The sequence below is a fragment of the Thiobacillus thiophilus genome (genome assembly GCF_055378705.1).
Genome location: NZ_AP042404.1, coordinates 2,511,315 through 2,524,151 on the forward strand (window position 1 = coordinate 2,511,315; position 12,837 = coordinate 2,524,151).

At 62.5% G+C, this 12,837-nt stretch carries 14 protein-coding genes; 6 read left to right on the plus strand and 8 right to left on the minus strand.

What is annotated here, in order from left to right; translation table 11 throughout:
• Positions 1-100: 100 nt before the first annotated feature.
• The 5 genes from ACZ41T_RS12475 to ACZ41T_RS12495 form a co-directional block, all read right to left on the minus strand.
• Entirely contained in the window at positions 101-481 is a 381-nt protein-coding gene (locus ACZ41T_RS12475; RefSeq protein ID WP_464921709.1) for a Rid family detoxifying hydrolase, read from the minus strand.
• A 22-nt stretch (positions 482-503) separates the two neighbouring features.
• Positions 504-2,648, minus strand: a complete 2,145-nt coding sequence (locus ACZ41T_RS12480) for a RelA/SpoT family protein (RefSeq protein WP_464923969.1) — start codon at positions 2,646-2,648, stop codon at positions 504-506.
• A gap of 46 nt (positions 2,649-2,694) precedes the next feature.
• On the minus strand, positions 2,695-2,898 hold the full coding sequence (gene rpoZ, locus ACZ41T_RS12485) for a DNA-directed RNA polymerase subunit omega (protein ID WP_464921710.1): 204 nt from the start codon (positions 2,896-2,898) through the stop codon (positions 2,695-2,697).
• A 13-nt stretch (positions 2,899-2,911) separates the two neighbouring features.
• Positions 2,912-3,544, minus strand: coding sequence for a guanylate kinase (gmk, locus tag ACZ41T_RS12490; protein WP_464921711.1), 633 nt, complete (start codon positions 3,542-3,544; stop codon positions 2,912-2,914).
• Positions 3,545-3,664: 120 nt separating this feature from the next.
• On the minus strand, positions 3,665-4,531 hold the full coding sequence (locus ACZ41T_RS12495; protein WP_464921712.1) for a YicC/YloC family endoribonuclease: 867 nt from the start codon (positions 4,529-4,531) through the stop codon (positions 3,665-3,667).
• 98 nt (positions 4,532-4,629) lie between these two features.
• Here ACZ41T_RS12495 and ACZ41T_RS12500 point away from each other — a divergent pair, with 98 nt between their 5' ends.
• From ACZ41T_RS12500 to ACZ41T_RS12525, 6 genes are all read left to right on the plus strand, one after another.
• Entirely contained in the window at positions 4,630-5,574 is a 945-nt protein-coding gene (locus tag ACZ41T_RS12500) for a serine/threonine protein kinase (protein WP_464921713.1), read from the plus strand.
• Between the two features lie 238 nt (positions 5,575-5,812).
• The gene (locus ACZ41T_RS12505) at positions 5,813-6,721 is read left to right on the plus strand and encodes a PP2C family protein-serine/threonine phosphatase (RefSeq protein WP_464921714.1); all 909 of its coding nucleotides are present in this window, start codon (positions 5,813-5,815) and stop codon (positions 6,719-6,721) included.
• Positions 6,722-6,794: 73 nt separating this feature from the next.
• Positions 6,795-7,526, plus strand: coding sequence for a ribonuclease PH (gene rph / locus ACZ41T_RS12510; RefSeq protein WP_464921715.1), 732 nt, complete (start codon positions 6,795-6,797; stop codon positions 7,524-7,526).
• Positions 7,527-7,645: 119 nt separating this feature from the next.
• Positions 7,646-8,236, plus strand: a complete 591-nt coding sequence (rdgB, locus tag ACZ41T_RS12515) for an RdgB/HAM1 family non-canonical purine NTP pyrophosphatase (RefSeq protein ID WP_464921716.1) — start codon at positions 7,646-7,648, stop codon at positions 8,234-8,236.
• The gene (gene hemW, locus ACZ41T_RS12520) at positions 8,229-9,407 is read left to right on the plus strand and encodes a radical SAM family heme chaperone HemW (protein WP_464921717.1); all 1,179 of its coding nucleotides are present in this window, start codon (positions 8,229-8,231) and stop codon (positions 9,405-9,407) included. Before rdgB ends, hemW begins: the two co-directional genes overlap by 8 nt.
• Positions 9,408-9,485: 78 nt before the next feature.
• Positions 9,486-10,859: an IS1182 family transposase gene (locus ACZ41T_RS12525; RefSeq protein WP_464921300.1), complete on the plus strand. Its 1,374-nt coding sequence runs from the start codon at positions 9,486-9,488 to the stop codon at positions 10,857-10,859.
• Between the two features lie 190 nt (positions 10,860-11,049).
• Here the strand turns inward: ACZ41T_RS12525 and ACZ41T_RS12530 are convergent, their stop codons facing one another.
• The 3 genes from ACZ41T_RS12530 to ACZ41T_RS12540 form a co-directional block, all read right to left on the minus strand.
• Positions 11,050-11,253 (minus strand): zinc-finger domain-containing protein, encoded by a 204-nt coding sequence (locus ACZ41T_RS12530; RefSeq protein ID WP_464921718.1) that lies wholly within the window; start codon positions 11,251-11,253, stop codon positions 11,050-11,052.
• A gap of 11 nt (positions 11,254-11,264) precedes the next feature.
• A complete protein-coding gene (locus ACZ41T_RS12535) occupies positions 11,265-12,188 on the minus strand; it encodes a branched-chain amino acid transaminase (RefSeq protein ID WP_464923970.1) in 924 nt (307 codons plus the stop codon).
• Between the two features lie 243 nt (positions 12,189-12,431).
• Positions 12,432-12,755: a TusE/DsrC/DsvC family sulfur relay protein gene (locus tag ACZ41T_RS12540; protein ID WP_464921719.1), complete on the minus strand. Its 324-nt coding sequence runs from the start codon at positions 12,753-12,755 to the stop codon at positions 12,432-12,434.
• Positions 12,756-12,837: the final 82 nt, after the last annotated feature.

Genomic DNA, 12,837 nt, shown 5'->3' on the forward strand with positions numbered 1-12,837 from the left:
GCCCGCCATAGGCGTATTGAACAAAGCACAAGGCGGCCTGTTTTTCGATGTTCTCGGTGTCCCTGTGCCTCTGTGGTGAGTGCTTTGGATTCAATTCGGGTTAGCCAACAATCATCACGGCGTCAGCCTCGACCAGCGCGCCGCGCGGCAGTGCTGCCACGCCGACTGCGGCGCGCGCCGGATAGGGCTGGCTGAAGTAGCCCGCCATGATTTTGTTGACACGGGGAAAGTGGCCGAGGTCGGTCAGAAACACGTTCAGCTTCACCACGTCGGCCAGCGAGCCGCCCGCCGCGGCCGCCACTGCGGCCAGATTCTTGAATACCTGATGGATCTGCGCGTCGACGCCGTCGACCAGCTGCATGGAGGTGGGGTCGAGGCCGATCTGGCCTGACATGTACACAGTGTAGTCGACCCGCACCGCCTGCGAGTAGGTGCCGATCGCGGCAGGCGCTTCACTGGTCTGGATGATGCTTTTGTTCATGCTGAATCCTGGTGCGGTTGAATTATTGGGATTGCGTGGCGCGGCCGTCCTTCCTGCCTTTGATGCGGAAAATCCGCACCACGTCGGGCAGTACGCGCAGGCCGCGCATCACGCGGGCGAGGTGCATGCGGTTTTCCACCTGCACGGTAAAGAACAGTACGGTATAGGGGCTGCCGTCCTCTTCTTCCATCGCGATGTTGCCGATATTGGAGCCGTGTTCGGCGATCGCGGATGCGACCTTGGCCAGCACGCCGCGCTGGTTGCCGACGATGACCTTGATCGAGACATCGAACATGTGGCCGGGCTCGGCTTCCCATTCGACGTCCAGCCATTTGTCGGGGTCGGTGCGGAAGGCGCGGATCGAGGTGCAGTCGTGGGTGTGGATGATGAGTCCGCGATCCTTGTGGATGAAGCCGAGAATCGGGTCGCCGGGAATCGGGTGGCAGCACTGCGCCAGCTCGACCGCGATGCCTTCGGTGCCGCGGATGCTGATGGCATGGGGATGGGCCGGAGCCCCGGTTTTTTCGCCCTGCACATGCAGCAGCTGGTGCGCCACCACCAGCGGCAGCTTGCGTCCCAGTCCGATGCCGGCGAACAGTTCCTCCCGCGTCTGCAGGCCGTAGTCCTTGACCACGCGGTCCCATACTGCCTGGTCAGGCTCGATCCCATCGGGATGAAGCGCGGCGATAGCGTTGGTGAGCAGGCGCTCGCCCAGCGCCGCCGCTTCTTCCACCCGCGTGTTGCGCAGGTAATTACGAATATGCGAGCGCGCCTTGCCGGTGACGACGAAATTCAGCCAGGCGGCGTTGGGGCTGGCATTGGCAGAGGTGAGGATCTCGACGTGGTCGCCGTTTCGAAGTTGGGTGCGCAACGGCATCAACTCATAATTGATTTTCACCACGATGCAGTGAAAGCCGACGTCGGTGTGCACCGCGAATGCAAAATCCACCGCCGTGGCGCCGCGCGGCAGCGCCATGATCTTGCCCTTGGGGGTGAAGACATAGACCTCGTCGGGAAACAGGTCGATCTTGATGTGTTCGAGGAATTCAGGCGAATCGCCGTGGTCGGCGTGGATGTCGAGCAGCGACTGCAGCCAGCGATGGGTGCGCGTCTGCACATCGTTGAGCGCGGCGTCAGCCGACTTGTACATCCAGTGCGAAGCTACGCCCGATTCCGCCAGGTGGTTCATGTCGGCGGTGCGGATCTGCACCTCGATCGGGGTACCGTTGGGGCCGAACAGGATCGAATGCAGCGACTGGTAGCCGTTGGCCTTCGGAATCGCGATGTAGTCCTTGAACTTGCCGGGGATCGGCTTGTACAGCGAATGCAGCGCGCCCAGCGCCAGGTAGCAGCTGGGCTGGTCGCGCACCACCACGCGAAAGCCGTAGATGTCGAATACCTCGGAGAACGCCAGGTTCTTTTCCTGCATCTTGCGGTAGATGCTGTAGAGGTGTTTTTCACGTCCGGTGATGGCGGCCTCGATCTTGCAGTGATCGAGTTTTTCCTGCAGCGCGATCTTGATCTTGTCGACCAGCTCGCGACGGTTGCCGCGCGCCGCTTTTACCGCCTTGGCCAGCACCTGATAGCGGTTGGGGTGGCTGTAGCGGAAGCCGAGGTCTTCCAGTTCCTGGTAGACCGAATGCAGCCCCAGCCGGTTGGCGATGGGGGCATATATTTCCAGGGTTTCCTTGGCGATCCGTTTGCGCTTTTCGGCGGGCATCGAGCCCATGGTGTGCATGTTGTGCAGGCGGTCGGCCAGCTTGATCAGGATGACCCGCACGTCCTGCGCCATCGCCAGCAGCATCTTGCGGAAATTCTCCGCCTGCGCGTGCTGCTCGGATTCAAACGTCAGCTTGTCGAGCTTGGATACGCCCTCGACCAGCAGCGCGACCGGCTTGCCATAGTGCGCCTCGATTTCGCTCACCGTGGCCGGGGTGTCTTCCACCACATCGTGCAGCAGCGCCGCGCATAGGGTCTGTGTATCAAGATGCCAACCGGCGAGAATGCCGGCAACGGCAAGCGGGTGGGAGATATAGGGTTCGCCGCTCTTGCGGAACTGCCCTTCGTGGGCACTGCGGCTGTATTCGTAGGCCTGCTCGATCTGGCCTATTTCGTCAGACGAAAAATAGGCCAGAGCCGGACGCAGCGATTCGAATTCGTGCGTCATCGCCGGCGCGCGGTGGGTGTGCGCCGGTCGACGTGCGGATGGCCGCTCAGGCGCGGCCCCGGTTGAGGATTTCACGCCCGACCTTGCCTGCGGCGATTTCCCGCAGCGCGGTAACGATGGGCTTGTCCCTGGACTCGACCATGGGCTGCGAGCCCTGTGCCAGCTGGCGCGCGCGGTAGGCCACGGCAAGGGTCAGTTCGAAGCGGTTGGGAAACACTTCAATACATTCATCAACGGTAATGCGGGCCATACGGACTCCTGCTTCAGGCGATGCGTCGGAATTCCTCGAACAGCGCGGCGTGCCTCTCCAGTTGGCGTGCCGCTTCGAGGCGGATGCTACGGGTAATGGCGACCAGGTCCAGCAGGGCATGGTCGAAGTCGTCATTGACGATTATATAGTCGAATGCATCGGCGTGAGCGACGTCGTGGGCGGCAGCGGCCAGCCGGCGCTCGATCACCTCGTTGCTGTCCTGTCCGCGCCCGGCCAGGCGGGTGCGCAGCGCATTGAATGACGGCGGCAGAATGAATATCGATGCGGATTGCGGAAAATGCTGCTTCACTTGCGCCGCGCCCTGCCAGTCGATCTCCAGCAGGATGTCGCGGCCGGCATTGAGGTCGCGTGCAATGCTGCCTTTCGAGGTGCCGTAAGAATTGCCATACACCTCGGCGTGTTCGAGAAACTCGCCCCCGGCCAGCAGGATTTCGAAACGTTCGCGGCTGACGAAGCGGTAGTCGCGGCCGTCGGTTTCGCCGGGGCGGGGCGCGCGCGTGGTGTAGGAGACCGACAGGCGAATCGCCGGGTCGGCCTTCAATAGCGCCTTGACCAGGCTGGTCTTGCCGGCGCCGGAAGGGGCACTGACGATGTAAAGCACGCCTTGGCTGGGATTTGGGGTCATGATCGTTCCGGATGTCCTGTTATTTCAAAAGCCTGTCCGCGAAGGGCGCGAAGAAACGCGAAGAAAAACCCTTGATGATGACTTTCTTCGCGTTTCTTCGCGCCCTTCGCGGATAAAAAATCATTCGATATTCTGCACCTGTTCGCGCATCTGCTCGATCAGTACCTTGAGTTCGAGCGAGACACGCGAGGTTTCCGCTGCAACCGACTTCGAGCCCAGGGTGTTAGCCTCGCGATGCAGTTCCTGCATCAGGAAATCGAGCCGCTTGCCGACCGCGCCGGGTTGATTCAGCACGCGGCGCACCTCGGCAAAGTGGGTGGCAAGGCGGGAGAGTTCTTCGTCGATATCGGATTTCTGCGCTGCGAGCACGATTTCCTGTGCCAGCCGTTCGTGTCCCGCCTCGCCCAGTGCGTCGTGCAGTCGCTGCGTCAGTTTTTCGCGCTGGGCGGCAGCCAGCGCTGGCAGCAGCGGTTCCAGGCTGGCCACCTGCGCTTCGGCCGCGGCGAGCCGGTCGAGGATGTGCTGTTTCAGCTTGGCGCCCTCGCGCTGGCGGCTTTCCACCAGTTCATCCAGCGTGGCGCGCACGCCCGCCAGTGCCGCCTCGTTCAGCGCATCCTGCGACAGGGTGGCGCCCTGCATCGCACCGGGCCAGCGCAGAATCTCGTTGACGCTCAACGGCATGCTGTCGGGCAGGCGCTGCCGCACATCGCCCTGCCATTGCGCCAGACGCTCAAGAATGGCCGGGTTCAAGCCGTTATCAAGTGAGGCGACGGGCAGCACGTTCAGGCTGATTCGGCACTCCACCTTGCCGCGCACGAGGCGCTGATTGATCAACTCGCGCAGCTGCGGCTCGAGGGCCCGGAATTCGTCGCCCAGGCGGAAATGCAGTTCCAGGAAGCGCTGATTGACGCTGCGCAGGTCGATGTTGACGCCGGCATGGTCGAGGTTGAGGCTGTGGGCGGCGAACCCGGTCATACTGGCTGTCATGGGTATTTGAAATATGGATTATGGAAATGATTGCCGGCGTGGAGCCGGGGATTTTTCAGCATGGCCGATTAACAGACAAAGATAATAGACGTTCGACTATGGCGACTCAACCTAACCAGGCGCTGCCCAACGGTTATCGGCTGAACGAATACACCATTGTGCGCAAGATTGGCGGCGGCGGCTTCAGCATGGTGTATCTGGCGCGCGACGACAATAGCCAGTCGGTGGCGATCAAGGAATACCTGCCGGGCGCGCTGGTTCTGCGCACCGAAGGCTCGGTCATCGTGCAGGCCAGTTCGACCGAAAACAACAACATCTTCCGTCACGGCATGAAGTGCTTTTTCGAGGAGGGGCGGGCGCTGGCGTGCATCGACCATCCCAACGTCATTCGCGTGACCAACTTCTTTCGCGCCAATGACACCGTCTATATGGTGATGCGCTTCGAGCGCGGTAAAACGCTGCAACAGCATATCCAGGCCAATCGCGGCACCATCCGCGAGGGCTTCATCCGGCGGGTGTTTGTGCAACTGCTGAATGGTTTGCGCGAAGTGCATACGCACAAACTGCTGCATCTGGATATCAAGCCGTCGAATTTATACATTCGCCTGGATGGCTCGCCCGTCCTGATCGACTTCGGTGCAGCGCGACAGACGCTCAGCCAGGAGGAAACCAAGCTGCAGCCCATGTACACCCCGGGTTTTGCCGCGCCCGAGCAGTATCACAACCGCGAACGGCTGGGCCCGTGGACCGATATCTATAGCGTCGGTGCCAGCCTCTATGCCAGCCTGGCGGGCTACCCGCCGCAGGCGGCCGATGCGCGCCTGCTCAACGACAAGCTGGCGCCGGCATCGGTGAACTGGCGCGGCGCCTATTCCGACCAACTGCTGGAAACCATCGACCAGTGCCTCAATCTCAACTATATGGAACGCCCGCAAAGCGTGTTCAGCCTGCAGAAGGTGCTGATGGACCGTAGCGCGATGACGTCGCCGCGTCTCTCGTTGCTGGGCAGCATAAAACGCTCGCTGAACCGCGAATTGTTTTAAAGTGACGAACCCGAAACCCTCAGTTGACCGCTTGAAACGTCATGAGAGCCGCATTGATTCTTGCTTTTCCACCTTCGGTCACGCTTGCCGGCCGGGGAAGACCGCTACACAACACCCGCTGGCACGCCCTGTCGCCCGCCTGTCTTTGTCGCTCGTCGTTGCAGGCCCCGGCCTGCCGCCTCCTCGCTTCGCGGCAGACATCCGCCCGGACGTGCCCAACTGAAGGTTCCAGGCTCCAATGAAATTCACCATCTACCAGGCATCGCGTCAGGGCGGGCGTAAAAACAATCAGGACCGGGTGGCCTATTCCTACAGTCGCGAAGCGCTGCTGATGGTGGTGGCGGACGGCATGGGCGGCCACATGTACGGCGAAATTGCCGCGCAGATTGCGGTGCAGACACTGACCGACCAGTTCCAGAAAATGGCCAAGCCGCGTCTGGACGACCCCATGGCCTTTCTGGCCGACGCGACTACGCGCGCACACTATGCGATCAACGATTACGCGGTCGAGCAGGATCTGCTGGAAATCCCCCACACTACCAGCGTTGCCGCAGTCATCCAGGACAACACGGCCTACTGGTCGCATGTGGGCGATTCGCGGCTGTATCTGTTCAGCGACGGCAGCTTGCTCGCGCGCACGGAGGACCACACCGCGGTGGCCGAACTGGTGCGCAACGGCATCATCAGCGAAGAAGAGGCGGGCACCCATCCGGAGCGCAACAAGGTCTCCAACTGCCTGGGGGGCTACGTCCCGCCGCAGGTGGAATGCAACGCGCCGATTCCGCTGCACGACGCCGACACCATGCTGCTGTGCACCGACGGCATCTGGGGCATGGTCAGCATCCCGGAAGTGTCGGCCCTGCTGTATGCCTACACGCTGGAAGACGCGGTGCGCCACCTGATGGATCACGCCGAATTCCGCGGTGGCGAGCACGGCGACAACCTCAGTCTGATCGCCATGACCTGGGGCGAGGCGCGGATGCCGAGCAAGGATTCGATTTCCACCCTGGCGCTGCCGGATGGCGGCGTCACCACCCAGATCAACGCAATGAGCCCCCTATCCGGCACGCAGGCAGTGTCGGACGACGAAATCGAGCGTGCGATCGCCGAAATCCAGCAGGCTATCCAGAAAATTTCCGCCAAATAGTCCATATGCGGGCTTTGTGGGTGGGGGGCGCGTGACGCGGTAAAATCGCGCTTTCCGTTTTGAACCGCCTGCTATGTCCGCTCCAATTGCCCGTCCCAGCGGCCGCGCTCCCGATGCGCTGCGCCAGCTGACCTTCACCCGCAAGTTCACCCGGCATGCCGAAGGCTCGGTGCTCGTCACCATGGGCGACACCCGCGTGCTGTGCACCGCCAGCGTGCTCGACAAACTGCCGCCGCACAAGAAGGGCAGCGGTGAGGGCTGGCTGACGGCCGAATACGGCATGCTGCCGCGCTCCACCCACACCCGCAGCGACCGCGAAGCCGCGCGCGGCAAGCAATCCGGGCGCACCCAGGAAATCCAGCGCCTGATCGGACGCAGCCTGCGCGCCGTGGTCGACCTGAAAAAACTCGGCGAACGCACCCTGCACATCGACTGCGACGTGCTGCAGGCAGACGGCGGCACCCGCTGCGCCAGTATCTGCGGCGCCTACGTCGCAGTGGCCGACGCCATTTCCAGCTTGCTGCGCGAGGGCAAACTCACCGAAACCCCGCTTGTCGACAGCATCGCCGCCGTCTCGGTCGGCGCCTGGCAGGGCCAGCCGGTGCTCGATCTCGACTACGTGGAAGACTCCGGCTGCGACACCGACATGAACGTGGTGATGACAGGCAGCGGCGGTATCGTCGAAGTGCAGGGCACCGCCGAAGGCGCACCGTTCTCCCGCGCCACCCTCGAAGCGCTGCTCGACCTGGCGACCGCCGGCATCGCAGACATCACCGCGGCGCAGAACGCAGCGCTGCAAAATTAAAAAATGCAACCACAGAGACACAGAGGCGCGGAGAAAAACAAGGTGGACAAAGTCCGCCCAATGTTATTGATTCGGTCCTCTCCGTGTCTCTGTGTCTCTGTGGAGAATGGTTTACCCATATGAACAAGCTCGTCATTGCCTCCGGCAACGCCGGCAAACTGCGCGAAATCTCGCGCATCCTCGAACCGCTCGGGATCAAAGCCGCGCCACAGTCCGACTTTGGTGTCCCCGACTGCCCCGAGCCGCACGTCACCTTCGTCGAAAACTGCCTTGCCAAGGCGCGCCATGCCAGCGCCCACACCGGCCTGCCGGCGCTGGCCGACGATTCCGGCATCTGCGTCGAGGCGCTGAATGGCGCACCCGGCGTGTATTCCGCGCGCTATGCAGGCGAGCCGAAATCCGATGCGCGCAACAACGAAAAGCTCATCGCCGCCCTCGCGGGGCAGCCTAACCGCCGTGCGCACTACTACTGCGTGATGGTGCTGGTGCGCTATGCCGACGACCCCGAGCCGCTGATCGCCGAGGGCCGCTGGTACGGCGAAATCATCGATACGCCGCGCGGTGCGGGCGGCTTCGGCTACGACCCCTATTTCCTTGTCCCGGAATTCGGCAAGACCGGCGCGGAGCTGGGCGAGGACGAGAAGAACGCCATCTCGCATCGTGGCCAGGCCTTGCGCGAACTGGCCGACAAACTGAAGCGGCTTGGCTGAGTCTGTCATTCGATTGTTCAATGGTGGCCTGAAAGTGCCGCCGCCGTTGACGCTTTACATCCACCTTCCATGGTGCGCGAAGAAGTGCCCGTATTGCGACTTCAATTCGCATGCCGCGCAGAGCCTCCCCGAAGCCGCCTACATCGACGCGCTGCTGCTCGATCTGGAACGTGCGCTGCCCGACATCTGGGGGCGCAGGATCCATGCGGTGTTTTTCGGCGGCGGCACCCCCAGCCTGTTTTCGGCGGAGGGGATCGACCGCATCCTGACCGGCGTGCGCACCCTGACGCAGTTGCTATCGGGCGCGGAAATCACGCTCGAGGCCAACCCCGGCACGGTAGAGGCGGGCAAGTTCGCCGGTTTCCGCGAAGCCGGCGTGACGCGCGTCTCGCTCGGCATCCAGAGTTTCAACCCGCGGCATCTGCGCTCGCTCGGGCGCATCCACGACGACACCGAAGCGCGGCGCGCCGCCGAACTTGCCGCCACTCACTTCGACACCTTCAATCTCGACCTGATGTTCGCCTTGCCGGGGCAGACGCTGGCCGAAGCGATGGTCGACGTCGACACTGCGCTGACGTTCCAGCCGCCGCACCTGTCGGCCTACCACCTCACGCTCGAACCCAATACGCCGTTCGGCCATGCCGCGCCGCCGAATTTGCCCGACGACGATCTCGCCGCCGACATGCAGCAGTCGATCGAAGCACGGCTGGCCGAGACCGGCATGCAGCACTACGAGACTTCAGCCTATGCGCGGCCGAATCACGCCAGCCGCCACAACCTCAACTACTGGCAGTTCGGCGACTATCTCGGCATCGGCGCCGGCGCGCACGGCAAGCTTTCTTTCCATGACCGCATCCTGCGGCAGATGCGTACCAAACATCCGCTGCAATACATGGATGCCGTGGCGCAGGGCGCGCATATCGCCGACGCCCGCACGCTTACGCGCGACGACCTGCCGTTCGAGTTCATGATGAACGCGCTACGGCTCAATGAAGGCGTGCCTGCCGCGCTGTTCGAGGAACGCACCGGCCTGCCGCTGATTGTTTGTACTGCGGCACTCGAACGGGCGCGAAGCCGGGGCTTGCTGGAACGCGACGCAACCCGGCTCAAGCCGACGCTGCAGGGGCAGCGCTTTTTGAACGATCTGCTGGAATTGTTTTTGCCGGGCTAGCAGCCTGTCGGACTTGAACCCCCAATTCGTCTTCCAATCCGCGATAATCCCGCTATCGAATCCGAGCCCCTCCATCGCATGAGCCGCTTCCGCCCGATCGACCGCAAGACTGCCTACCTGCTGCCGCCCTCGGTCGAAGACTGGCTTCCCCAAGACCACCTGGCGCGTTTCATCGTCGAAGCCATCGAACAACTCGACCTCACCGAACTGACCCGCGTCTATGCCGGGCGCGGCAGCGCCGCCTACCACCCTGAAGTCCTGCTCAGCCTGCTGGTTTACGGCTACGCCACCGCCACCTTCTCCAGCCGCCGCATCGAACGCGCCACCTACGATTCCGTCGCCTTCCGCTACCTCGCCGCAGGCAGCCACCCCGATCACGACACGCTCGCCAGCTTCCGCCGCCGCTTTCTTGAAGAACTCGCCGGCGTGTTCCTGCAAGTGCTCGAACTGGCGAGCGAGATGAAGCTCCTGAAGCTGGGGACAGTCAGCCTCGACGGCACCAAGGTTCACGCCAACGCCTCCCGCCACAGTGCGCTCTCGCACGGCCACATCGTCAAGCTCGAAACCCAACTCAAGGCCGAAGTACAAGACCTGCTGGCGACAGCCGAAGCCGCTGACCAGGCCGACATCCCGGATGGCGTGAATCTGCCCGCAGAAATCAAACGCCGTGAAGACCGGCTGGCCGTCATGGCCGCCGCCAAAGCCAAGATCGAAGCGCGTGCCCGAGCCCGCTTCGAAGCGGAACAAGCGGCTTATGAAACGAAGCTCGCCCAGCGAGCCGCACGCGCAGCGGAATCAGGCAAGAAGCCCAGCGGCAAGCCGCCCCAGCCGCCGACGCCGGAACCCCGTCCGGAAGACCAGATCAATCTCACCGACGAGGAATCCCGCATCATGAAGATTGCCGGCGGCGGCTTTGAGCAGTGCTACAACGCTCAGGCGGCGGTCGATGCGCCGACGATGCTGGTAGTGGCGGCATCACTCACGAATGCGGGCAACGACAAACAGCAGGTTCAGCCGATGCTGGACAAGCTCGGTGCGCTACCCGCCAGCCTGGGCACAGTCGATGCCCTGCTGGCTGACACGGGCTATTGCAGCGCGAACAACATCACCGCTTGCGAAGAAGCTGGAGTTGAACCTTACATTGCCGTCGCCCGCGAAGATCACCATCCCGGCTGGCGCGAGCGTTTCACCGAGCCGCCGCAGTTGGAAGCGGACGCCACGCCGATGCAAAAGATGGCGCATAAACTCAAGACCAAACTGGGGCGGATGCTGTATGCGCTGAGGAAGCAGAGCGTGGAACCGGTGTTTGGCATCATCAAATCGGTGATGGGGTTCAGGCAGTTCTTGCTGCGTGGTTTGGAGAAGGCGAAGGGCGAGTGGACGCTGGTATGTCTGGCGTGGAATTTGAAACGCATGGCCGTGTTGCGCCAGAAATCCGTCCCAAGCGCCTGAAAAGAGCAGAAACCCGTTCAAATTTGATACCGATGCGGCGATGAACGACTAAAAATGCCTAAATATTGTGCAAATACCGTCCCGGCGGGGAAATTGCTGCCGTGCGGGGCTCCAAGTCCGACAGGCTGCTAGCGGGGCGTTTGAAGCGGGTTCTGGCTTCCGTTGCCGGATGCAGTCAGAAGCGTTTGTTTTAGTGATAGCTGCCGCTGGGTTTGCCTTTCAAGCGATAGAGCGTGCCGCAATAGGGGCACAGCACATCGCCGCGCGATTCGATGGGCAGGTAGACGCGCGGATGCGAATTCCAGAGGGTGTGCTGCGGCATCGGACAGCGCAGGGGCAGGTCGCTTTCGGCGACTTCGATGATGCGCTGGGTGTTGTCCTGCTGCTCGCTCATGCCGACCTCGCTTATTTGACCGGGGTGAGCCAGTCGGTGTGGGCCGCGGCACGGCCGTGCACGCAGTCGAAATACATCGCCTGCAGCCTGGCGGTGATGGGGCCTCGGGAGCCTTCGCCGATCGCCCGGTTGTCGAGTTCGCGGATCGGCGTGACCTCGGCGGCGGTGCCGGTGAAAAATGCCTCGTCGGCGCTGTAGACCTCATCGCGGGTGATGCGTTTTTCAACCAGCGGCAAGCCGATTTCGGCGGCAAGCTGGATGATGGTGTCGCGGGTGATGCCTTCCAGTGCGCTGGTCAAATCTGGCGTAATGAGCTTGCCGTTGCGGATGATGAAAATATTCTCGCCCGAGCCTTCGGCAACGAAGCCATCGACGTCGAGCAGCAGCGCCTCGTCGTAGCCGTCCATCTCGGCTTCCTTGTGCGCCAGGATGGAATTCATGTAGTTGCCGTTGGCCTTGGCCTTGCACATGGTGACGTTGACGTGATGGCGCGAGAAGGAGCTGGTTTTTACGCGGATGCCGCGTTCCAGCGCTTCCTGTCCCAGGTAGGCGCCCCATGGCCAGGCGGCGACGATGAGATGTACCGACAGGTTCTTCGCCGAGATGCCCATGGCCTCCGAACCGAAAAATGCCATCGGACGCAGATAGCCCGATTCAAGCCCGTTCTCGCGCACCACGGTGCGTTGCGCTTCGAAGATCGTGTCCTTGTCGAAAGGCAGTTTCATGCCGAGGATATGGGCGGAGCGGAACAGCCGGTCAGTGTGTTCCTGCAGGCGGAAAATCGCCGTTCCCTGTTCGGCCTTGTACGCGCGTACGCCCTCGAAGACGCCCATGCCGTAATGCAGGGTGTGGGTGAGGACGTGGGTGGTGGCGTCGCGCCAGGGAACGAGTTTGCCGTCGTACCAGATGACGCCATCGCGGTCGGCCATGGACATGGTGAAAAATCTCTTAACGAAATGGAAAACGCCGATTTTACCGGAATCCGGGCGCGGCGAGGCGGCTGCATTGCGGCACGGTGCGCCCACACGGAGGTAAAACATGCGACGGAAAGGGGAGGTTTTTCGCGCTGCCGCTGGCGCTCCTCGCCGGCAGTGCCGGGCCTGCGAATTTCGATGATTGCCTGCCGGCGCTGAACTCGAGGCGCACCGATCAGTCTCGTCGTTGCATTGCCGGAAGGTTCACATGTAGGACTTGGCTTCCTCGCCGGGATTGGGCAGCCCGGCGATCCGCCACGCCTCGCGCGGGCTGGGGAACAGGTGCTGCATGCAATCGGCGCTCTGCCCGATGAGGTGACACACGTGGCTTAGCGCGGTCACGCTGTCGTGCTTGGCGTATTCGCGCCGCAGAGTGAGCAACAGGCCGATCTGCAATTCACTGAGTTCGCCCAAGCCGTCGTTCCGGGCAATGCGGTCGGCCAGGCTCTCGCTCCACATGGCCGGGTCGAGCAGGAAACCGTCGGGGTCAAAGATGGCGGGGCCGGGCATGGTGGGGGACGTATTCATGGCAACTCCTGCGACAGGCGGGTTCATGAAATATATATAGCACTCCATCCAAAGTCAGTCAGACATGTGCTGCCGCCCCTGT

Bases quoted from the DNA above. Each gene is read 5' to 3' on its own strand.
- ACZ41T_RS12475 (WP_464921709.1), bottom strand. From the start codon at position 481: ATGAACAAAAGCATCATCCAGACCAGTGAAGCGCCTGCCGCGATCGGC.
- ACZ41T_RS12480 (WP_464923969.1), bottom strand. From the start codon at position 2,648: ATGACGCACGAATTCGAATCGCTGCGTCCGGCTCTGGCCTATTTTTCG.
- rpoZ (WP_464921710.1), bottom strand. From the start codon at position 2,898: ATGGCCCGCATTACCGTTGATGAATGTATTGAAGTGTTTCCCAACCGC.
- gmk (WP_464921711.1), bottom strand. From the start codon at position 3,544: ATGACCCCAAATCCCAGCCAAGGCGTGCTTTACATCGTCAGTGCCCCT.
- ACZ41T_RS12495 (WP_464921712.1), bottom strand. From the start codon at position 4,531: ATGACAGCCAGTATGACCGGGTTCGCCGCCCACAGCCTCAACCTCGAC.
- ACZ41T_RS12500 (WP_464921713.1), top strand. From the start codon at position 4,630: ATGGCGACTCAACCTAACCAGGCGCTGCCCAACGGTTATCGGCTGAAC.
- ACZ41T_RS12505 (WP_464921714.1), top strand. From the start codon at position 5,813: ATGAAATTCACCATCTACCAGGCATCGCGTCAGGGCGGGCGTAAAAAC.
- rph (WP_464921715.1), top strand. From the start codon at position 6,795: ATGTCCGCTCCAATTGCCCGTCCCAGCGGCCGCGCTCCCGATGCGCTG.
- rdgB (WP_464921716.1), top strand. From the start codon at position 7,646: ATGAACAAGCTCGTCATTGCCTCCGGCAACGCCGGCAAACTGCGCGAA.
- ACZ41T_RS12525 (WP_464921300.1), top strand. From the start codon at position 9,486: ATGAGCCGCTTCCGCCCGATCGACCGCAAGACTGCCTACCTGCTGCCG.
- ACZ41T_RS12530 (WP_464921718.1), bottom strand. From the start codon at position 11,253: ATGAGCGAGCAGCAGGACAACACCCAGCGCATCATCGAAGTCGCCGAA.
- ACZ41T_RS12535 (WP_464923970.1), bottom strand. From the start codon at position 12,188: ATGTCCATGGCCGACCGCGATGGCGTCATCTGGTACGACGGCAAACTC.
- ACZ41T_RS12540 (WP_464921719.1), bottom strand. From the start codon at position 12,755: ATGAATACGTCCCCCACCATGCCCGGCCCCGCCATCTTTGACCCCGAC.